At 64.8% G+C, this 21067-nt stretch carries 18 protein-coding genes, 1 tRNA gene and 1 riboswitch; of the genes, 8 read left to right on the forward strand and 11 right to left on the reverse strand.

Going from position 1 to position 21067, the window contains the following annotated elements:
• Positions 1–5 precede the first annotated feature (5 nt).
• Positions 6–683: an LON peptidase substrate-binding domain-containing protein gene (locus tag AB3L03_RS17825; protein WP_018459676.1), complete on the reverse strand. Its 678-nt coding sequence runs from the start codon at positions 681–683 to the stop codon at positions 6–8.
• A gap of 31 nt (positions 684–714) precedes the next feature.
• Entirely contained in the window at positions 715–1638 is a 924-nt protein-coding gene (gene trxA / locus AB3L03_RS17830) for a thioredoxin (RefSeq protein WP_368508981.1), read from the reverse strand.
• 276 nt (positions 1639–1914) lie between these two features.
• Between trxA and AB3L03_RS17835 the strand changes: the two genes are divergently transcribed.
• The 4 genes from AB3L03_RS17835 to AB3L03_RS17850 all read left to right on the forward strand — a co-directional run bounded on the left by AB3L03_RS17835 (position 1915) and on the right by AB3L03_RS17850 (position 5520).
• Positions 1915–1989 (forward strand) — tRNA-Gly (locus AB3L03_RS17835).
• A 75-nt stretch (positions 1990–2064) separates the two neighbouring features.
• Complete coding sequence (locus AB3L03_RS17840; protein ID WP_368508982.1) at positions 2065–3051, forward strand: NAD-dependent epimerase/dehydratase family protein; 987 nt, start codon at positions 2065–2067, stop codon at positions 3049–3051.
• Positions 3052–3429: 378 nt separating this feature from the next.
• The gene (locus AB3L03_RS17845; RefSeq protein ID WP_085349220.1) at positions 3430–4710 is read left to right on the forward strand and encodes a sorbosone dehydrogenase family protein; all 1281 of its coding nucleotides are present in this window, start codon (positions 3430–3432) and stop codon (positions 4708–4710) included.
• Positions 4711–4926: 216 nt separating this feature from the next.
• Positions 4927–5520, forward strand: coding sequence for a cytochrome c (locus AB3L03_RS17850; RefSeq protein WP_018459679.1), 594 nt, complete (start codon positions 4927–4929; stop codon positions 5518–5520).
• Positions 5521–5532: 12 nt separating this feature from the next.
• Here AB3L03_RS17850 and panE read toward each other — a convergent pair whose 3' ends face one another.
• From panE to AB3L03_RS17870, 4 genes are all read right to left on the reverse strand, one after another.
• Positions 5533–6456 (reverse strand): 2-dehydropantoate 2-reductase, encoded by a 924-nt coding sequence (gene panE / locus AB3L03_RS17855; protein ID WP_085359599.1) that lies wholly within the window; start codon positions 6454–6456, stop codon positions 5533–5535.
• Between the two features lie 186 nt (positions 6457–6642).
• Entirely contained in the window at positions 6643–7257 is a 615-nt protein-coding gene (locus AB3L03_RS17860) for a 2-hydroxychromene-2-carboxylate isomerase (RefSeq protein ID WP_085349218.1), read from the reverse strand.
• 89 nt (positions 7258–7346) lie between these two features.
• Positions 7347–8711, reverse strand: a complete 1365-nt coding sequence (locus AB3L03_RS17865; protein WP_368508983.1) for an MATE family efflux transporter — start codon at positions 8709–8711, stop codon at positions 7347–7349.
• Positions 8712–8785: 74 nt separating this feature from the next.
• Positions 8786–9382 (reverse strand): DUF2239 family protein, encoded by a 597-nt coding sequence (locus AB3L03_RS17870; protein ID WP_018459683.1) that lies wholly within the window; start codon positions 9380–9382, stop codon positions 8786–8788.
• Positions 9383–9533: 151 nt separating this feature from the next.
• Between AB3L03_RS17870 and AB3L03_RS17875 the strand changes: the two genes are divergently transcribed.
• Complete coding sequence (locus AB3L03_RS17875; protein ID WP_368508984.1) at positions 9534–10199, forward strand: glutathione S-transferase family protein; 666 nt, start codon at positions 9534–9536, stop codon at positions 10197–10199.
• A 10-nt stretch (positions 10200–10209) separates the two neighbouring features.
• Here the strand turns inward: AB3L03_RS17875 and AB3L03_RS17880 are convergent, their stop codons facing one another.
• A complete protein-coding gene (locus AB3L03_RS17880; protein ID WP_368508985.1) occupies positions 10210–11505 on the reverse strand; it encodes an MFS transporter in 1296 nt (431 codons plus the stop codon).
• A gap of 111 nt (positions 11506–11616) precedes the next feature.
• A complete protein-coding gene (ggt, locus tag AB3L03_RS17885; RefSeq protein ID WP_368508986.1) occupies positions 11617–13368 on the reverse strand; it encodes a gamma-glutamyltransferase in 1752 nt (583 codons plus the stop codon).
• 99 nt (positions 13369–13467) lie between these two features.
• Here ggt and AB3L03_RS17890 point away from each other — a divergent pair, with 99 nt between their 5' ends.
• On the forward strand, positions 13468–14856 hold the full coding sequence (locus AB3L03_RS17890) for an MFS transporter (protein WP_368508987.1): 1389 nt from the start codon (positions 13468–13470) through the stop codon (positions 14854–14856).
• Between the two features lie 161 nt (positions 14857–15017).
• On the opposite strand, the gene purH is transcribed toward AB3L03_RS17890, so the two are convergent.
• From purH to AB3L03_RS17905, 3 genes are all read right to left on the reverse strand, one after another.
• The gene (gene purH, locus AB3L03_RS17895; protein ID WP_368508988.1) at positions 15018–16610 is read right to left on the reverse strand and encodes a bifunctional phosphoribosylaminoimidazolecarboxamide formyltransferase/IMP cyclohydrolase; all 1593 of its coding nucleotides are present in this window, start codon (positions 16608–16610) and stop codon (positions 15018–15020) included.
• A 22-nt stretch (positions 16611–16632) separates the two neighbouring features.
• Positions 16633–16714: riboswitch (ZMP/ZTP riboswitch) on the reverse strand.
• A 59-nt stretch (positions 16715–16773) separates the two neighbouring features.
• Positions 16774–18492: a heparinase II/III family protein gene (locus tag AB3L03_RS17900; protein ID WP_026233860.1), complete on the reverse strand. Its 1719-nt coding sequence runs from the start codon at positions 18490–18492 to the stop codon at positions 16774–16776.
• Positions 18493–18648: 156 nt separating this feature from the next.
• Positions 18649–19995, reverse strand: a complete 1347-nt coding sequence (locus AB3L03_RS17905) for an RsmB/NOP family class I SAM-dependent RNA methyltransferase (protein ID WP_204512903.1) — start codon at positions 19993–19995, stop codon at positions 18649–18651.
• A 186-nt stretch (positions 19996–20181) separates the two neighbouring features.
• Here AB3L03_RS17905 and AB3L03_RS17910 point away from each other — a divergent pair, with 186 nt between their 5' ends.
• A complete protein-coding gene (locus AB3L03_RS17910) occupies positions 20182–20391 on the forward strand; it encodes a DUF1674 domain-containing protein (RefSeq protein WP_085359609.1) in 210 nt (69 codons plus the stop codon).
• A 57-nt stretch (positions 20392–20448) separates the two neighbouring features.
• Positions 20449–21036 (forward strand): thermonuclease family protein, encoded by a 588-nt coding sequence (locus AB3L03_RS17915; protein ID WP_368508989.1) that lies wholly within the window; start codon positions 20449–20451, stop codon positions 21034–21036.
• Positions 21037–21067: the final 31 nt, after the last annotated feature.

Below are 21067 nucleotides of genomic sequence, written 5' to 3' on the forward strand. Positions count from 1 at the left end.
TACCCTCACTGCAGCGGCGGATCGCCGCTGGTGCGCTTCTTCGCGAGGTCCATCTCGGTCACCGCGATCAAAATTTCGGCGCGGGTCTTCAGGTCGGGCGCTTCCAGCATCGCCTGCTTCTCGGCCACGCCATAGGGCGACATCATCGCCAGCGCGTTGACGAGTGCTTCGTTGGGAGCGGTCTCGACGCCCTCCCAGTCAACCTTGAGGTTGTTGGCCTTCAGAAAGTCCGCCAGCACCGTCAGCAGTGCTTCGCGATCGACCTCCTCCTCGCCCATGCGCGGCGTGAAGTCGTCGACGAAGGCAAAGAAATCCACCTTGCACTGCCGGTAGGCGGTGAGAACCTCAAGCTCCTCGACGACCTTGAAGCGCGAGACACCGGTGAGCTCGAGGATGTAGCGGCCGTCGCCGGATTCCGCGAGCTGGGTGATGCGGCCGACACAGCCGACACGGAACAGCGCCGGCTTGTCGGAATTCTTGGGCGAATGCGCGATGTCGGGCTGGATCATGCCGATCAAGCGATGGCCGTCGCGAAAGGCATCGTCGATCATCGCGAGGTAGCGCGGCTCGAAGATGTTGAGCGGCATCTGCCCGCGCGGCAGCAGCAGCGCGCCCGGCAGCGGAAACACCGGAAGGATCTCCGGAAGGTCGGCGGGCCCGCGATATTCGATGTTGATCGGCATCTGCCGGGTCCCCTGGCCTTGCCAGCGCGCGTCAGGAAAACAGGATGATCGACAAGCGCTTGCGTCCCTCGACGGTTGCATCGTCCGTGCCGCCCCAGGCCTCGAAGAACTGTACCAGCTGCTTGCGGGCGCCGTCGTCGTTCCATTTGCGGTCGCGCTTGACGATCGCGAGCAGCTGCTCGGTGGCCGCTGCCCGGTTGCCTTGCGCGTTGAGCGCGATCGCGAGGTCAGATCGGGCCTGATGATCGAGCGGGTTTGCGGCGACTTTCTGTTCCAGCTCGGCGACGGGCCCGAGCTGTTCCGCCTGCTCGGCCAGATCGATCGCGGTCTGCACGGCTTTCACAGCCGGGTCGTTGCGCTTGGATTCCGGGACCATGGCCAGCGTCTGCTTGGCCTGCTCCATCGCGCCGGAGACGGCGTAGCATTTCGCGAGCCCGGCGAGGGCCGCAATGTTGGTCGATTCGAGCTGCAACACCTCCGCGTAGATCTGGGCGGCCGCGGCGGCATCGCCCTCTGCGAGCACGGCCTCGGCTTCCTGGAGGATCTCCGCGATATTCGGCTCACCCGGCGCGGTCACGCCCTTGGTCAGCTTCTCGATGAAGGCGTTGAGCTGGCTCTCCGGGACCGCACCCATGAAGCCGTCGGCCGGCTGGCCGTTGACGAAGGCGATCACCGCCGGAATCGACTGGATGCCCATCTGGCCCGGGATCGCCGGGTGCTGGTCGATGTTCATCTTGACCAGCTTGACCTTGCCCTTGGCGGCCTTGACCGCTTTTTCCAGCAAGGGCGTGAGCTGCTTGCAGGGGCCACACCACTCCGCCCAGAAGTCGATCAGCACCGGCTGGCGCTTCGATTCCTCGATGACGTCCTTCACGAAGGTCTGGGTAGTCGTGTCCTTGATCAGATCGGCGGCAGCCGGGCCCGCTGCTCCGTTACCCTGGTCGATGATCGTCACGGGATCCCCTCGTCTGATGTCTGGAATTGGCGGGTCTTTAGCACGTCGCCAATTCATATGCTTCGCTGTTGGCCCTAAATTGGGCCGGGACGGCCGAATTTCAATCCGTGTGGGCCGATTCGCCGGTTCCGGAGCCTTTTTTGGGGCATTTGGCCGCGTTCGGGTCCATATCGGGCCTCCGATTGCGCATCTATGCCGCCGGTAGCTGTTGCATTCCCCTCCCGCTTTTGGCATACGACAGCCGTTGCCGGCGCAGTCATGCGACCGACACAGGATGCGGGTGTAGCTCAGTGGTAGAGCACGACCTTGCCAAGGTCGGGGTCGAGGGTTCGAGCCCCTTCGCCCGCTCCAATTTTCTCCCAAAGCATCCAGTGAGCCGGACGGGCACGTGGTTTTCCACGCCTCTGGCGGCCGTTTGAGTCTCGAATGACAATTCTGGTCACAGGCAGCGCGGGCCATCTCGGCGAGGGTCTTCTCCGCACGCTCCGCGGGCGCGATTCGTCTGTGCGTGGGATTGACCTGAAGCCATCGCCCTTCACCGATGCCGTGGGCTCGATCGTCGATTCCGACTTCGTCCGGGCCCAGATGGACGGCGTCACCGCGGTGATCCACACTGCGACCCTGCACAAGCCGCATGTGGCGACCCACAGCAAGCAAGACTTTGTCGACACCAACGTCACCGGCACGCTCAACCTGCTTGAAGCGGCCGTGGCCGCCGGCGTGCGCAGTTTTGTCTTTACCAGTACCACCAGCGCGTTTGGCTCGCAGCTTCGCCCCGAGGCGGGCCAAGCCGCGGTGTGGGTCACCGAGGACCTGCCGCCGATTCCGAAGAACATCTACGGCACGACCAAGCTGATGGCTGAGACTCTCTGCGAGCTGTTCTGTCGCGAGCGCGGCCTGCCTGTCGTGGTCTTGAGGACCTCGCGCTTCTTCCCGGAAGACGATGACGATCCGGCGATGCGGTCGGCTTACGCGCCGGAGAATGCGCAGGCCAACGAGCTGCTCTATCGCCGGCTGGATATCGCGGACGCGGTGAGCGCCCATCTGCTCGCCGCCGAGCGCGCGCCGGACATCCGGTTTGCCCGCTACATCCTGTCGGCCACGAGCCCGTTCGAGCAGCGCCACCTCGCCGCGCTGGCGCGCGATGCGGCCGGTGTGGTGCGCGAGCTCTATCCGGATTGTGCGGAGCTCTATGCGGCGCGAGGTTGGCGGCTGTTCCCCGCGATTGACCGCGTCTATGTCAACGAGCGCGTGCGGCACGAACTCGGCTGGCGGCCCGAATTCGACTTTGCGCATGTCCTGAAATGCCTTCGCGATGACCGCGATTTTCGCAGCACGCTGGCGCGCGATGTCGGGTTGAAAGGCTATCATGAGACGATTTTCGACGATGGTCCTTACCCCGTCGCCCCGTAGCCGCCAGCTTTGCTAATTCGCTCGATCCGTCAGATGTCTACCCGGAGTCACCGGCAGCAAGATGGCCGGAGCCGTTCTACTTTGCATGGGGTTGTTTTCGCGTTTTTTTGTTCCAGACCTCCTGCTGCCTGCAAATTAGCCGCGCATGATCTCGATTCCGCGCTGCAGCGAGAGCGTTGTCGTAGCGGCATTCGCGATCATTGCCTTTCCGTCTCAATTTTTACTGAGCGCTATCGCAGCGCACGCGGCGCGCTTCTCACCGCTCGCAGATGTGCTAACCTTCTGCGTCTGTCCTCTCGACAGAGTCCGAACTTCGCCTCTCGATAGCAAAATAAAATAAATGTGCAGCCCTGATGGCTGCCTTAGGGGAGTGACGCGATGAAATTCCATCGATCCGTCTTTCAATCCGTCCTGGCGCTTGCAGCGGTTGCCCTTCTCGCGGGGACAAGCGTCGGTCACGCGCAGCAGCAGGACAAGAACAAGCCGCTGAAGAAATACGAATCCGGCACCAAGGAGTTCTGGACCCATCCGCCGGACGACTGGTTCCTCGGCGACGAGACCGAGGCGCAGAAGGGCCTGGCGCCGCCGTCGGGTCCGCCCACCGGCGCGTCCGACGCCGAGCTCGCCAATATCGTCAAGAAGGTCAAGCTGCCGCCGGGCTTCAAGATGGAGGTCTACGCCTCCGGCGTGCTGGCCGCGCGGCAGATGGCCTGGGGTGACAAGGGCACGCTGTTCGTCGGCTCGTTCGGCCTCGGCAACGTCTATGCGATCAAGGACAACAACGGAAAGAAAGAGGTCAAGACGATCCTCAAGGGCCTGAACATGCCCACGGGTCTGGCCGTCAAGGACGGTGCCCTCTACGTCATCGCGGTCGACAAGCTGATCCGCTACGACGACATCGAAAACAAGCTCGACAATCCCGGCGAGGGCAAGGTCGTCTATGACGACATGCCGTCCTATGCCGCGCATGGCTGGAAATACATCGCGGTCGACAAGGAAGGCTGGTTCTACATTCCGTTCGGACCGCCCTTCAACATCGGCATTCCCCCGACCAGCGTGTCGCAGATCCGCCGCGTCGATCCCAAGACCGGCAATGCGGAAATCTATGCGCTCGGCGTTCGCAACTCGGTCGGGGGCGACGTCGATCCGCGCACCGGCAAGTTCTGGTTCACCGAGAATGCCCGCGACTGGATCAGCGACGATCTGCCCTCAGACAAGCTGAACATGATCAGCAAGATCGGCGAGCACTTCGGTTATCCCTACTGTCACCAGGGTGATCTGCCGGATACCAAGTTCGCGATGGGCCACAAATGCTCCGAGTTCACGCCGCCCGTGCTGAACCTCGGCGCTCACGTCGCTCCGCTGGGCATGAAGTTCTATACCGGCGACCAATTCCCGGCCGAGTACAAGAACAACATCCTGATCGCCGAGCACGGCTCCTGGAATCGTCACAAGTACCAGGGCGGCCGCATCATGCGCGTGATCGTCGGTCCCGATGGCAAGAACGCCAAGCAGGAGGTGTTCGCCTCCGGCTGGATCGAGGGCGACCAAGGCTATCTCGGCCGTCCCGACGACATCATTCTCGCCAAGGACGGCTCGATCCTGGTCGCCGACGACTGGGCCGGCGCGATCTACCGCATCAGCTACAGCAAGAAGTAGCGTAAGACGACGCGAGGCTGCGGTGCCGAGAGGGCGCCGCAGCCTTTCTCATTTCAATTTCGCACGCTGTCGTTTCCGATCGCGCACCGCTTGCGCGCAAGTCCGGAACCCTTGGCCACGAACGCGGGTTATCGAATTCTCAGATGCGTCATTGCGCATCATAGCTCGCGCTTCTTCGCCCCGGAATGACGCGTTCGATAGATCGGAATTCCAATCATGCGCCGGCAGTTCATCTCGCACGCAATCAGCGCGGTCGCGCTCCTCGCGCTCGGTTCTCTCCCCACAAGCGCCGCCGACAATGCCGCGATCAAGGAGAAGGCCGCCGTCTGCGCCGGCTGTCACGGCGAGAACGGCATCTCGCAGACCGAGAACATTCCTTCGCTCGCGGGCCAGCCCGATCAATTTCTGCAATGGCAGCTCGTGTTTTTCCGCGCCGGCTCGCGCAAGAACGACCAGATGCAACCCATCGCCGAGGAAATCACCAACGAGGACGTCCGCAATCTCGGCGCCTATTTCGCCGCGCTGACGCCGCCCACAGCGGCGGAGGACAAGGATCCGGACCTGTCGAAAAAGGGCGCCCAAGTTGCCGCCGGCCGCCGCTGCGCCTCATGTCATACGGATAGCTTTGCCGGCACCAAGGCCGTCGCGCGGCTGGCGGGCCAGCGCGAGGAATACCTGGTCAAGGCGCTGCACGACTACAAGAGCAGCCAGCGCGTCGGCGGCGGTGGCGCTGCGATGGCCGATGTCGCCTATCACATGAGCGATGAGGAAATCACCGCCGTCTCGCACTATCTCGCGTATTTCAAATAGCGGAAGCTGCGGCTACCCCACCCGCTGCTTCTCATACGCTTTCAAATGCGTGTAGGCGATGCGCAGCTTCGGCACCGGCACCTTGGCGGCATCGGCGCGAGCGATGAGGTCGCCGATGACGTGATCGGCCTCGACCGGCAGGCCCGCCTTGACGTCGCGGAACATCGAGGCCGTCATCGGTGAACCCTCGGTGGTGAGGTTGCCCTTCACGCGCTCGAAGAACGGCCCGCCCGGCGTGTAGCCCGACGCGGTGGCGATCGCGCTGGTCTCGTCCAGCATGCCGAGCAGGAAATCCCTGCCGCCGGGAGCGGCGAGAATATTGCCGACGGAGGTGCGCATCAGGCTGGTGGACGCGGCCAGCGAGGAAAGGAACACCCACTTTTCCCACATGTCTTGCACGATGTTCTGGCTGGCGGTGGCCCCAGCGATGCCGCTCTTGAAGGCCTCGTCGATCGCCTTGACGCGATCCGACAGCTCGCCGTCGCGCTCGCCGTAATTGATCGACTGCATCGGCTGGAGCTGCACCACCTCGCGCTTCTCGTTGAGCGTCGCGGCGATGGCGCAGAGGCCACCGAGCACGCGCTCCTTGCCGAACTTGTCGTCGAGGATATCGAGATGCTTCATGCCGTTGAGCATCGGGATGATCGCCGTATTGGGCCCGACTGCTGCCGCGAACGATTTGATGGCGTCGTCGAGGTCGAAGGCCTTGCAGCTCAGCAGCACGACGTCGAACTTGTCCTTGAGCGCGTCGGCCTGAATGGTCGGCGGATTTTTCAAGGTCACGTCGCCGTTCGGGCTTTTGATGACGAGGCCGGCGCTCGCGAGCTCGCTGGCGCGCCGCGGCCGGACCAGGAAGGTGACGTCGCGGCCGGCCTGCAACAGCCTGCCACCAAAATAGCCGCCGATGGCGCCAGCGCCGACCACGAGGATACGCATGGGATTGTCCTTGTTGTTGGTTCTTTTTCGTCGTCTTGGCGAAAGCCAGGACCCATTACCCCGACTGCCTCTTGTCGGACAAGTCGGAGCCCCCGCCTATCGCCAAACGCGATCCGGTGGTTATGGGTCCTGGCTTTCGCCAGGATGACGTCGAGGACATTGTTCGGTTTCCCTGCTTCGAGAAAATCACTTCCCCGACACCATCTCCTCGACCTCGCGCAACTGCTCCTTGCCGAAGAACATCTCGTTGCCGACGAAGAAGGTCGGCGAGCCGAACGCGCCCCGCGCGACAGCCTCCTCGGTGTTCTTGATCAGTCTGCCCTTCACCTCCGGTTCCCCGGCGCGAGCGAACAGCTTTTGCGCGTCGAGGCCGGAGGACGCCAGCGCCTTCGCGGCGATTTCCGGATCGTCCATCTTCTTCGGCTCGCGCCACATGTGGTGGAAGGCGGCTTCGACGTATGTTTCGAACACGCCCTCGAGCTGCGCCGCGATCGCTGCGCGCATCAGGTTCAGCGTGTTGACGGGGAAGAACGGATTCATGACATAGGGCTGCACCTGGAAGCGCTTGACGAAGCGCTCGGTCTCGACCGCGTGGAATTCGCGCTTGTTCTTGATGCCGGCAAGCGTCTCGGCGGGGGACTTGTTGTTGGTCGATTTGAAGATGCCGCCGAGCAGGATCGGCACATATTCGAATTTGACGCCGATGCGCTGCTCGATGGCGGGGATCGCGAGATGGCTGAGATAGGCGTTCGGACTGCCGAAATCGAACAGGAATTGCGGGGCTGTGCGGGTCAAAATCATGCTCCCTGACGTCGCTTTTTTCGCATTGTGGCGCAGCGCGCGCCGCGGGTCTACCGTTTAATGACGGTCATAATCTCTTGATGATTTGGTCAGGTCAGGCGCCGGATCGTCCGCTTGCGCCACACCAGAAGGTAATAGCCCATCTGCAAAAGGAACATGGCGCAGAACACGATCGGATAGGCGGCCCACACACCCTGAAGGCCAATCGTGCGGCTCAGGATCACTGCGGATGGCAGCTCGATCGCCATAATGGCGAAGACCGCGAGCAGCATTGGCGTCAGTGCCACGCCGGCAGCGCGCATCGCGCCGGAAAACACCGTCGCCAGGCCGAACGGCACCGAGCTCCACAGTGCGATGTTGAGCAAGCTCTTGGCCAGCTCGAGCACGGCGTCATCCGTGATGAAGATGCCGAGCACGGCGCGCGGCGCGAGATAGATCAGCGCCACCAGCCCGCCCGTCAAGACGATGTTGAACGCAAGTCCGGTGCGCACGATGCCGTCGAGCCCCGCTCTGTCGCCGCGGCCGACCGCTTGGGCGCCGAGGATGGAGACTGCTATCGAAATCGACATCGCCGTGAACTGCGTGTAGCCCATCACCTGGTTGACCGCGCCATAGGCTGCGGTGGCGTTCGAGCCGAAGCCGTTGACGAGGCCGAGCAGCACCAGCTCGGCGATCGCCATCACCACCATGCCGATCGCGCTCGGCAGTCCAATGCCGAGGATCTGTCCCAGCACCACACGATTGAGCCGCAGATGGCGCAGCAGTGCAGCGTCCGGTGCCAAGGCATGTTTTCTCCGCAGCAGATAGGCCGCCAGCGCGACCAGCGTCAGCGCGTTGGCGATCGCTGCCGCCCAGGCCGGGCTGGTGATGCCGGCCGCCGGCAATCCGAACGACCCGCGGATCAGCATCGGCGTCAGGATCAAGCCGATCGCGGTCGACAAGGCCAGCGCCAGCAAAGGCGTCAGCGCGTCACCGACGCCGCGGATCATCGCCGTCATCAGCAGGAAGACGAAGCCGAGCGGCATGGTGAGCAGCATGATGCGGGCATAGGCGCTAGCCTGGTCGAGAATGTCTGCGGGCGTTGCGAGCATCATCATCAATTGCCGGCTGAAGATGCCGCCGATCAGTGCAATTGCAATCGAGAGCAGCAGGCCGATTGCGAGCGTCGTGCCGACGATGAGCTTGATCCGGCCCTGCTCGCCCGCACCATAGGCCTGGCCGATCAGCACCGTGGCGCCGGTGCTCAGCCCCATGACGAAGGCGAAAAGGAAGAACATCACCGGAAAGAACACCGAGACCGATGCAAGCGCGTCGATCCCGATCATCTGGCCGAGATAGACGTTGCTGACGGTGCCGAACAGTGATTGCAGCGCGTTGCTCAGCATCAACGGTGCCAGGAAGCGCAGAAAACTTTTCCAGAGCGGCTTGGCTGCGGACATGGATTGGCCTTTCATCAGGGCCTGCGAAACCGTCGCCACGCGCAATGCGCGTGGCCTGGCCGTCGATGGGGTTGTGAGAAGGCGCGCACCTAAGCGCGGTCGCTGTAGGCGAGCTTGACAATGTGGTCGCGGATGTCGGCGGGCCAATCTGCGATCAGTCCGGTGAAACGCCGCCGATCATCCGCAAACAGCGCGCGCGATGCTTCCTCGAACTGCGGCAGATTGCCGGCCATGGTCGACATGAAGTGATAGGCCGCATCGCGCGCCTGCCGCTCGCGGTCTTTGTCGCCGCTGGCACGCCGCGCCTCTTCGACAAGTTTCCGTAGTGCGACCGAGGCGCCGCCTGCTTGCGCGCTGAGCCACTCCCAGTGCCGCGGCAGCAGCGTCACCTCGCGCGCGACCACGCCGAGCTTCGGCCGGCCGCGACCGCGCGGCTCGCTCGGCGATGCGGTGTCCTCAACCGGGGGCGGCACAAGCTTCGCCAGCCGCGCCAGCACCTCCCGGTCTCCGCCGCGCAGATCGAAGTCGATCGATCTGCCCGTGGCGTCCTCGAAGATGATGATGGGCTCGTCCGGTCGCTCCGTCATCCTCTTGATGACCAGCGCGACCTCTCCTGCCGGCCCGGAGACCAGACGGCGATGCCCTTGGAAAGCGGTGAAAGTCTTCTGCATTGGAATCATTGCCATATTGGTCGCGATGGCAGCTTTAATACCCGGGTAAATTGCTAAGGTCAATATACCCGGGTTAAAATACCCGACCGGATGGCTCGACATTGCGTTCCCGGGCTGGCACGAACGCGCGGCCGATCGAACTATGCCTAGCCCCGGGGACCACGCGATGCTGACCGTTCATCACCTCAACAATTCCCGCTCGCAGCGCGTGCTGTGGCTGCTCGAAGAGTTGGGCGTGCCTTACGAGATCGTGCGCTATCAGCGCCAGCCGGACATGCGCGCGCCGAAGGAGCTCCGCGCCATCCATCCACTCGGCAAGTCGCCCGTTATCACGGACAACGGCAACACCATCGCCGAATCCGGCGCGATCACCGAATATCTCATCGCCACCTATGGCAACGGCCGGCTGGTCCCGCCGCCGAACACGCCGGAGCGGCTGCGCTTCACCTACTGGCTGCACTATGCGGAAGGCTCGGCGATGCAGCCGCTGCTGCTCAAGCTGCTGTTCACGCTGATGCCGAAGCGCGCGCCGGCGTTGCTCCGCCCGCTGGTGCGCAAGGTCTCGAACCAGGCGCTGACTGCGCTGGTCAATCCGCAGCTCAAGCAGCACATGGATTACTGGGAAGGCGAGCTCGGCAAGACCGAGTGGTTCGCCGGCAACGAGTTCACCGCCGCCGACATCCAGATGAGCTTTCCGCTCGAAGCTGCCCAGGCGCGCGGCGGGCTCGAGCTCGGCCACCCCAAGGCGATGGCGTTCCTGGAGCGCATTCATGCACGGCCGGCTTACAGCCGCGCCCTCGAAAAGGGCGGGCCGTATCAGGTGGGGCGATAGTTAGCCTGCATCAGTCCGCGTGCAGCACGCGCCCGCGCGTCTCCGGCAGCGCGAAGGCGGCGATGAAGAACAGCGCGTAAGCCACCACTGCGAAGATCGCGATCGCATTCGCAAGCGACGTCGTCGCCGACAGCGCTCCGACCAGGAACGGAAACAACGCGCCAATGCCGCGGCCGAAATTGTAGCAAAATCCCTGGCCCGAGCCGCGCAGCCGCGTTGGATAAAGCTCGGTCAGGAATGCGCCGACGCCGGAGAAATAGCCCGAGGCGAAAAAGCCGAGCGGGAAGCCGAGCACCCACAGGATTTCGTTGGTGAGCGGCAGCTGCGTGTAGAGCAGCACAACCGCCATCGCGCCGATCGAGAAGGTCAGGAACAGATTGCGCCGTCCGATCCGGTCGGCGAGCCAGGCGCCGGTGAGATAGCCGATGAAGGAGCCGATGATCAGGGTCGAGAGATAGCCGGTCGAGCCGACGATCGACAGGTGCCGCTCCTTGGTCAAGAACTGCGGCACCCAGAAGGTGACGGCGTAATAGCCGCCCTGGCAGCCCGTCGCCATCAGCGACGCCAGGATCGTGGTCTTCAGGATCGGGCCCGAGAAAATTTCCCAGAGCGCCGGACGATTGCCGCTCGCGGCCTGCTTGGCGCGGGCCTCGGCCGCGATCTCCGGTTCGGTCACGGAGCGGCGGATGTAGAACACCAGCAGCGCCGGTAGCGCGCCGATCACGAACATCCAGCGCCACGCCGTCTCCGCCGGCAAGGCCGAGAACAGGATCGCCTGCGACAGCACCGCGAGGCCCCAGCCGACCGCCCAGCCTGACTGCACCGAGCCGACCGCTCGCCCGCGATATTGCGGCCGGATCGCTTCACCCATCAGCACGGCGCCCGCCGCCCACTCCCCGCCGAAGCCGAGGCCCAGCACCGCGCGTGCGATCAGGAGCTGTTCGAAATTCTGCACGACCGCGCAGATCAGCGAGAAGAACGAGAACCAGATGATGGTGATCTGGAGCGTTCTGACCCGGCCGATATGGTCGGAGAGATAGCCGCCGAGCCAGCCGCCGATGGCGGAGGCCAGCAGCGTCACGGTGCCGGCGAGGCCAGCCGATCCCGCATCGACCTTCCACAGCGCGACGATGGTGCCGATCACCAGCGGGTAGATCATGAAGTCCATGCCGTCGAGCGCCCAGCCCGCGGCGCACGCCCAGAATGTCCGCCGCTCCGGCGCGTTCATGTCGCGATAGAAGGCAAGAAGGCTGGTGTCCTCGATCTCGGCGCGTTCGATGCGCTGGTTCGGATCAACGGTGGTCATGCGCGTTTCCCGACGGTGTTTTCTTTGGCTGTTTCTCTGGCCTCGCGATGGTAGCACGCGCGGCGGCGCGCGTAAGCCGGCCGCCGGCCTTCGCGCCATGCAAGGACAGAGTTACTGCCCCGCTGCTTCCGCGCCCCGGGTGCGTGGATCGGGCGCGCCGAGCGGCCCGTTGGCGGTCACCGCGATCGAATTCGCCGATGTCTGCCCCATCGGCGCGACGATGTGATGATCCATCGCCTTCAGCTCGAGCAGCACATTATCGGGAAAGCCGCTCTCGACCCGGACCTCGTCGGGCAGCCATTGGTGATGCAGTCGCGGTGCGGCCACGGCGGCGGCGACCTCCATGTTGTAATCGAGGACGTTGACGATCACCTGGAGCACTGTCGAGATGATGCGGCTGCCGCCCGGCGAGCCCGTCACCAGCACCGGCTTGCCGTCCTTCAGGACGATGGTCGGCGACATCGAGGACAGCGGCCGCTTGCCCGGCCCGGGCAAATTGGGCTCGAACCCGACGAGGCCATAGGCATTGGAAGCGCCGACCGCTGCGGTGAAATCGTCGAGCTCGTTGTTGAGCAGCACGCCGGTGCCGTCGGCGACGAGGCCGACGCCGTAGCTGAAGTTCAGCGTATAGGTGTTGCTGACGGCGTTGCCGCCGCCGTCGATGACGGAAAAATGCGTGGTGTTGCTGCCCTCATGCGGTGAGGCCGCGGTGGAAACGAGCTGTTTCGACGGCGTGGCGCGATCCGCGGAGATGGTTGCCCGCAGCTTGGCGGCGTAATCTTTGCCGGTGAGCGTCCCGATCGGCGCGTTGACGAAGGCGGGATCGCCGAGATAGCGCGCCCGGTCCGCATAGGCGCGCTTCATGGCCTCGATCAACAGATGCAGCGAGGCCGGCGATCCCTGCTTCAGATCGGCGAGCTGAAAACCTTCGAGGATATTGAGCGTCTCCACCAGCACCACGCCGCCCGACGACGGCAGCGGCATCGACACGATGTCATAGCCGCGATAGGTGCCGCGCACCGGCGCGCGGATCACAGCCTGATACGATTTCAAATCGGCCGACGTCATGATGCCGCCCGCGTCAGTCACGGCCTTGGCAAGTTTTTCCGCGACCGGCCCCTCATAGAAACCGCGCGGGCCCTGTGCGGCGACAGCCGACAGCGTTTCGGCGAGATCGCTCTGCACCAGCTTGTCGCCTTCGCCAAGCGGCGTGCCATCAGGCCGCGAGAAGATCTGGGCCGAGGAGGGCCAGCGCACCAGCCGCTTGTGCCAGCCCGGCAGCGTGTCGGCAATGTCGTCGCCGACGAGGAAGCCGTCGCGGGCGAGCACGATCGCGGGCTCGAGCAGTTGCGCCAGCGTGAACCGCCCCGAGCCATATTTTTCCAGGGCCAGCGCAAGACCCGCGACGGTGCCAGGCACGCCGACGCCGAGCGCGGAATCCCGCGACTTCGCCGCATCGGGCTTGCCGTCGGCGCCGAGGAAAATCTGCGGCGTCGTCGCAGCCGGCGCGGTCTCGCGATAATCGATCGTGATGTCTTCGTTGCGCTCGGTGGAATGAATCACCATGAAGCCGCCGCCGCCGATATTGCCGGCGCGCGGATAGGTCACGGCCATCGCAAAGCCGGTCGCGACCGCGGCATCGACGGCATTGCCGCCGCGCCGCAAGATATCGGCGCCGACCTGCGCGGAGATTTTCTCCTGCGCTACGACCATGCCGTGTTCGGCGGGAACGGCGTGCACGGTGTCGAGCGCGGGCGGCACATAGGCCCGCCGCGCATCCTGCGCGGTCGCGGTCGGAAGTCCGAACGCCAGAGTGGCAAGGAAGGCGAAAAATGTCCGCCGTGTCGAAAAAGACGACATCATCAAACTTCCGCAATGGCCATGGGCAGTTCACATGCAGCGCTGCAATGCTATACGGTTTGCCCCGACAGAGGCAAAACTGTTCGTGATGAGGATTATGGAGTGACGACGATCGCCCGGGATGCGCGGATCGCCGCCGCGCAGCGGACCTATCCGCCGCGCAGCGCCGTCGTCAGCTGGATCTTCTTCGACTGGGCCGCGCAGCCTTATTTTACGCTGATCACGACCTTCGTGTTCGCGCCCTATTTCGCCACCGGCATTGCGCCGAATCCCGCCACCGGGCAATCGTTGTGGGGCTTTGCGATGGCTGCCGCGGGCCTCGCGATTGCCTTGATGTCGCCGGTGCTGGGGGCTATCGCCGATGCGTCGGGCCGCAGGAAGCCGTGGATCGCCGGATTCGGCGCAGTGCTGGTGCTGGCATCCTGCACGCTGTGGATCGGCAAGCCCGGCGATCCCTCGATCATTCCGCCGCTGCTCACCGCGGTCGCGCTCGCCAGCGTTGGCGCGGAATTCGCCACTCTCTTCAACAATGCGATGATGCCGACGCTGGTGCCGCCGGAGCGCATCGGGCGGCTCTCCGGCACCGGCTGGGCGACGGGTTATGTCGGCGGCATCGTCAGCCTGGTCATCGTGCTCGGCCTGCTCGCCGCGAATCCCGAGACCGGCCGCACGTTGCTCGGCTTCACGCCTCTGTTCGGGCTCGATCCGATCAGCCGTCAGGGCGATCGTGCCGCCGGACCGTTGACCGGACTTTGGTTCATCATTTTCGTGACGCCGATGTTCCTGTTCACGCCGGACTATCCCGCGAAGCGTCCGGTGCGTGAGGCGCTGCACGAAGGCCTGTCGGAGCTGAAGCAATCGATCAAGGGGCTGCCGCAGCAGAAATCGCTTGCGGCGTTTCTACTCGCCAACATGATCTACACCGACGGTCTGGTGTCGCTGTTTGCCTTCGGCGGCATCTATGCCGCGGGCACGTTCGGCTGGCACACGATCCAGATCGGCACCTTCGGCATCATGCTCGCGATCGCCGGCGCGTTTGGCGCGTGGTCCGGCGGCAAGCTGGACGATCGCTTCGGGCCGAAGCGCGTGATCGCCGGCAGCATGCTGATCCTGCTGCTGGCGCTGGCGGCGATCCTGCTGGTCGACAAGGATTCGATCCTCTTCATCAAGGTCGCGCCGCCCACGCCCGGCGGTGCATTGTTCGCGGCTGCGTCAGAGCGCGCGTATCTGGTGCTGGGCTGCCTGATCGGTGCGGCCGGTGGTCCGCTGCAAGCGGCCTCACGTACGCTTCTGATCCGTCTCGCACCGAAGGACCGCATCGCGCAGTATTTCGGTCTGTTCGCACTGACGGGGAAAGTGACCTCCTTCATCGGCCCGCTGCTGATCGGCGTGATCACCGCGGTGACGGCGAGCCAGAAGGCCGGCATGGCCGTGCTGGTGGTGTTCTTCGTCGCGGGTCTGGCGCTGTTGATGCGGGTGCGGGAAAATTAGCGTCGTCCCGGCCTAGTGCGCAATTGCGCATGGGGACCGGGACCCATACCGCGTGATTGCTCGTTGCCGCGACACGGCCAGTACCGCACACCAAACTACTTCCTGGGCTATGGGTCCCGACCTTCGCCGGGACGACCCGTCGAGTTTAGTACACGACAGATCTAGTGCCTGAAGTGCCGCGTGCCCGTGAACACCATGGCGATGCCATGCTCGTCGGCGGCCTTGATCACTTCGTCGTCGCGCATGGAGCCGCCGGGCTGCACCACGGCGGTGGCGCCGGCCTCGATGCAGGCGAGCATGCCGTCGGCGAACGGGAAGAACGCATCCGACGCCACCACCGAGCCCTTGGTGAGCGGTTCGGCGAGCTTCAGCTCGGCGGCCGCATCCTGAGCCTTGCGTGCCGCGATCCGCGCTGAATCGACCCGGCTCATCTGGCCGGCGCCGATGCCGACGGTCGCGAGATCCTTGGCGTAGATGATGGTGTTGGACTTGACGTGTTTTGCGACACGGAAAGCAAACTTCAGGTCGCGCATCTCGGCATCAGTGGGCGCGCGCTTCGTGACAACCTTGAAGGTCATGTCGTCGACGACGGCGTTGTCGCGGCTCTGCACGAGGAGACCGCCCGCCACCGTCTTGGCGGTGAGGCCCGGCGCGCGCGGGTCGGGCAGGCTGCCGGCGAGCAGAAGCCGAAGGTTCTTGCGCGCGCCGATGATGGCGATCGCTTCCTCGCTAGCGTCAGGCGCGATGATCACCTCGGTGAAGATTTTCGTGATCTCGCGCGCGGTGTCAGCATCGAGTGCGCGGTTCATCGCGATGATGCCGCCGAACGCCGAGGTGGAATCGCAGGCCAGCGCCTTGCGGTAGGCGCCGACGAGGTCGGAGCCCTCCGCGACGCCGCAGGGATTGGCATGCTTGACGATGACGCAGGCTGCGGTGCGCTTGGCGTCGAACTCGCCGATGCATTCATAGGCCGCATCCGTGTCGTTGATGTTGTTGTAGGAGAGCTCCTTGCCCTGGAGCTGCCGCGCGGTCGAGACACCCGGCCGCTTGTCGGGCGTCGCATAGAACGCCGCGGTCTGGTGCGGATTCTCGCCATAGCGCAGTGACTGGATCAGCCGGCCGCCGAAGGCACGGAAATCGGGCGCGTCGATCTCGAGCTGGCGATTGAACCAGTTCGAGATCGCGGCGTCATAGGCGGCAGTGCGCGCGTAAGCCTTGGCGGCAAGGCGCCGGCGCAACTTCAGCGTGGTTGCACCGCTGTTGGCGGCGAGCTCATCGAGCACGGCCTGATAGTCCTGCGCCTCGACCACGACGGCGACGTCGTCATGATTCTTCGCGGCGGCGCGGATCATCGCGGGGCCGCCGATGTCGATGTTCTCGATGCAATCCTCGAAGCCCGCGCCTTTGTCGACGGTCGCCTCGAACGGATAGAGATTGACGACGAGGAGATCGATCGGCGCGATCCCATGCGCCGTCATCGCATCCGCATGGTCCTTGTTGTCGCGGATCGCGAGCAGACCGCCGTGCACCTTCGGATGCAGCGTCTTCACGCGGCCATCCATCATCTCGGGGAAGCCGGTCAGCTCGGACACGTCCTTCACCTCGAGGCCGGCCGCGGCGATCGCCTTTGCGGTGCCGCCGGTCGAGATTAGTTCGACATCGTGCGCGGCAAGCGCCTTTGCGAAGTCGATCAGGCCGGTCTTGTCGGAAACGGAGAGAAGTGCGCGGGTGACGCGGCGGGGATGGTCAGTCATGAGCAAGATCCTCTGTCTGAAGGAGTAATGCCCAGGCGCGCGGCAGCTGTGTCCCGCGCTTCCCGATGGTGCTCCATCCAAGGTCGCCAGTCGCGCGAGCGAGGGCTCGATAGCAGTTTTCGGTCGCTATCACAACGACCAGATGGTGCCGAATCGCATGCGTCTACAGCGGAAGTTCCGGCTCCCGCCGTGCATTTCTGCGGGCATTCGTGACCGCCGGCGAGGCGGTGGAGCGGACAAAACTCCAGCGGATCGAGGGCGCCTGCCGCGCATCCTGACGGATCACGATCTGCGCGGTGCGGCGCGGGCCGTCATTGCCGGCCAGGGACACGCTGTCCTCGAGTTCCACCTTGTCGTCGAGCGCCTCGAAGGTCCAGACGTCGCGATTCGGGAGCACCAGCATGACGCCGCGGGCGTCGGACAGCCGGCTCGCCTTCACCGCCGGGTGCAGATGGAATCGCAGCGCGAAATCGGCGTCCGGACCCTTGAAGCGCCCGCCTTGCGGCGGCGACAACGTGTCCTCGCCGTCGATGCGCGCGCCGTCATTGGCGATCATCAGTACGCGGCGGTGGATCGCGCCGAATTTTGTCAGGTAACCGTCATGCGACGTCGTGAGCAGGGTGCCGTTCTGCACGATTTCGCGATAGCTCTCGACCTCGACCGGGCCGCTGGTGACCGGAGCACCGTGCAAGAGCCGCTTCATCGCCGACATCTCCACGAACTGGCATGACGAGGTGTCGTGATAGGTCAGCGTCGAATGCGCCGCCGTGCCGCGTGCGAACGGCCGCCAATTGTCGCGGCCCGTGGCCGGCATGCCGCAATTGGTGACGATGCGGCTGATGCCGGAGGAGAGTTCGAACGACAGGCAGCCGGCATGGGCGTCGTGGCTGACGCTGGCCGCCGGCGGCGGGCCCGTGTCGATGATCAAAGTGGTCTGGCCGGCATCGAGGCGCTGGAAACCGGTATGCGGCATGTTCGACATCGGCGCGCCGTGGGTGTCGTCATAGGCAAGCAGCGTCGCGAGCAGGTCCGACGGGGTCGCGCTCATGCCGTTGAAAAGCGCGAAATTGCCGTCGCCGTGGCGGAAGAAGCGCAGCATCGGCATCATGCGGTCGATCGCGTTGAGCAGCGCGGGCGGCGGCGCGATGTTGCGCGCGGCAAAGGTCTGCCGCAGCGGCAACAGGTCGATCAAGAGCTCGATCAGCGCGCCCGGGTTGCGCGAGACATGCCCGCCGTCGGGCAGGATCTGCCGCTGCAATTCATCCGAGAGCTTTTTCGAGGTGCTGCGGATGTGACTTGCCTGGTTGGCAAGGCACAACGCCGCATAGCACAGCGCGATCAGCACCTGGAGCTTCGGCACTCCGTCGGGGATGTTGACCATGGTGTAGCGCAGCAAGCGGATTTCGCGCGCCAGCGCGCGCAGATACCGACGATAGAATTTGTTGTCGGTATCGTTCAGCACCAGCGGCGCCTGCGACAGCAGGGAGATCACGCGGCGCGCCAGCACGTCGGCGCGTCGCGCGACGGGACGGCGCTTGCTGGCGGGGTTGCCGATCCAGTCCTCGATCAGCGAGCGCGCATTCGCGCGCGTCAGCGCGGTGTCGGCGGCGCGCAAATGGCGCAGCCAGCCGAAGCCGAGCAGCGCAACTTCCCAATCTTCCGACGGCGGCTCGAGATCGAAGATCGAGCGGCCGTGGCAATTGACGATCTTGCCGGCGAAGACGAAGCGGCCGGCATAGATCTCGGCGGCGCGGGTCGCATCCGCGGTGCGTAGATCATGCGGCGCGATGATCAGCCGGTCGGCGCGGCCGGGCCAAACCCGCGACAGGGCGACGGAACCGCCGCTCGCGCGCGCGAGCATGTTCCGCGCGAAGCGGTTCATCACCAGCGTCGAGATACGTCTGCGTTGAGCGACCGACACGCCTTGCCTTGATGGGGGAGAGGATTCCGACGAATCCTTATTAATCCCAAAATCGGACGGCCGACACCACCTTGAACGACGCGAATCAGTGCCGTGTTTGCAAAATCCAGTGCAAAATCAGGATTTAACGAGCCGGGCCGCGAAAAATCCGTCGAGGCCGCCGAGCTTGGGATCGGCGTTCGGCAGATGGCTGGGCAGGGTGCGCAGATCGCCCTCGGCGGTAATGATCTCGCTGTGCCCAGACACCTCGGACGCATCGATCGGAACCCGGCGGAGACCGGGCTCCGCGGTCAGCAGCGCGGCGACCGCATGCTCGCCCTCTTCAGGTTCCAGCGAACAGGTGCAATAAACTAGCGTCCCACCGGGCTTGAGTAGCGAGACCGATTTTTGCAGCAGCCGCCGCTGGAGCGCGGTCATTGCGGCGATGTCGGATTCCTGCCGGAGCCAGGATACATCGGGGTGGCGGCGGATCGTCCCGGTCGATGTGCAAGGCGCATCAATGAGGATGCCGTCGAAGCCATCGGCAGGGCCGGCCCATTCCGCGGCGTCGGCGACGACGGTCTCGGCCTGCAGCGACAACCGCGTCAGATTCTCGCGCAGCCGTGCCACCCGGGCAGGCGAGCGGTCGATGGCGGTGACGTGCGCGCCGGCCTGCGCCAGTTGCGCGGTCTTGCCGCCGGGAGCGGCGCAGAGATCGGCGATGGATTTGCCCTTGATGTCGCCGAACAGCCGGGCTGGCAACGCAGCGGCGGCGTCCTGCACCCACCATTGTCCTTCGGCGAAGCCGGGAAGCATGGTCACCGCGCCGTGCAGCACCGTGCGCACCGATCCGGTCGGTAGCACTTCGCCATGGAGCCGGCTCGCCCATTGCGCGGCGTCCGACTTCACGGTCAGATCCAGCGACGGATCATGGCTGAGCGCGAGCGCCATGTCCCTTGCGACCGTCTCGCCATAATGCGCGCTCCAGCGCGCGACCATCCAGGGCGGCAGGTCCAGCGACTGCGCGGCAACCTCGTCCACCAGCGCCTTGCCCTCGCGGGCGCAGCGGCGCAGCACGGCGTTGACGAGGCCGGCATAGCGCGCGGCGCGCCGGTCGGATTGCACGAGGCGAACGGAGAGATCGACGGCCGCGTGATCGGGCACGTCCATCCAGAGGATCTGGGCGGCGCCGATCAACAGCGCGCTCTGCGCGCGCGGCGCGTCGGAGGGAATGCCCTTGTCGAGCAGGCGGGACAGCACATGGCCGAGCGTGCCGAGCCGGCGCAGCACGGTGGCGACCAGGCGGCGCATCAGCGCGCGGTCGCGGTCGGGGAGCGTCTTCAGTCCGGGATGGGCGCCGCTGCCGTCGAGCTGCTCGTCAAGTGTGCGGTGCTTTTGCAGCACGCCGTCGACGATGTCGGCGGCAATCCGCCGCGCCGCGAGACCGGGCACTTCGGATGGAGGAGCGAAACGTTGAGAAGGCATGCGGAAACAAGGTTCTGAGCAGCGGCAGTTCGCCGTAATGGGCGCATGCCTTGAGAAGGCGATCTCTGGCACGCGAATATGCCAAATGTAAGAATCGCTTCCGGGTTTTTCAGCCCTTTCGGAGCCATTTCAGGAATGCGTTATTGGGCGTCGCGTCGCGGGCCATCCCGCGCTAGAAAGCCGGCGATGAGCGACCAGCCTCCCGTTCCCGACCGCAAGCAGCTTACGCCGGCCGCCCAGCGCGCGCTGGCCGAGGCCGAAGCGCGCCGTCAGGCTGCGGCAGTCGGAACTAAAAACGACGGCCAGGCGGCGCCAAAGGAGTTGCAGGGCCCAAAAGGACCCGAACCGACCCGCTATGGCGATTGGGAGCGCAAGGGCATCGCTTCCGACTTCTGAAGCTTGTCTTTTGAGGCTCGCTTGCCGGACTGCCCGACTCAGCCCTAGCGTGCGCGGATGTCGCGTTTCGATCCAAGCCATCCATATCGGCCTTCATACAGCGGCTCGCCATTTGGTCGCCGGTTCTCAGGGCTGTTGCCGTGGATGTTCGTGGTTGGAATCGTCGTGGCCGTGGTGTTCACGTCCCGGCATGGGATGAACTGGCAGTTCCCTCACGTGACCGACGGTCAATCACGAGACGCCGAGATTGTGCTCCAGCAAGGCGGCCATCCCGATCGTCGCGAGCCGGTCGATGTCGTTCGCACCATTGACGGCGACACCTTCGCACGCGTTCGTCAGCGCGACGGCCGCGATCTCATCGTGCGCGTTCGCCTGCGCGGCATCGACGCACCCGAGATGAAAGCATCCTGCCAGGAGGAACTGGACAAGGCCGAAGCCGCGGCCCGCGCATTGCGCGATCTGCTCGCGCAGGGTGGCGTGACGATCACCAACCTCGGTGCCGACAAATATGGTCGCGTTCTCGCCGACGTCGCGACCAAACGCACGACCAATGTCTCGGCGGCGTTGCTCGCGGGCGGTTACGCGCGGAGCTACAATGGCGGCCATCGCGACGGCTGGTGCGCGCGGAGCTGGCGCTTCTGGTGACAAAAAGCCGCGTCGAACGACGCGGCTATTG

The sequence above is a fragment of the Bradyrhizobium lupini genome (genome assembly GCF_040939785.1).
Classification (GTDB): Bacteria; Pseudomonadota; Alphaproteobacteria; order Rhizobiales; family Xanthobacteraceae; genus Bradyrhizobium; species Bradyrhizobium canariense_D.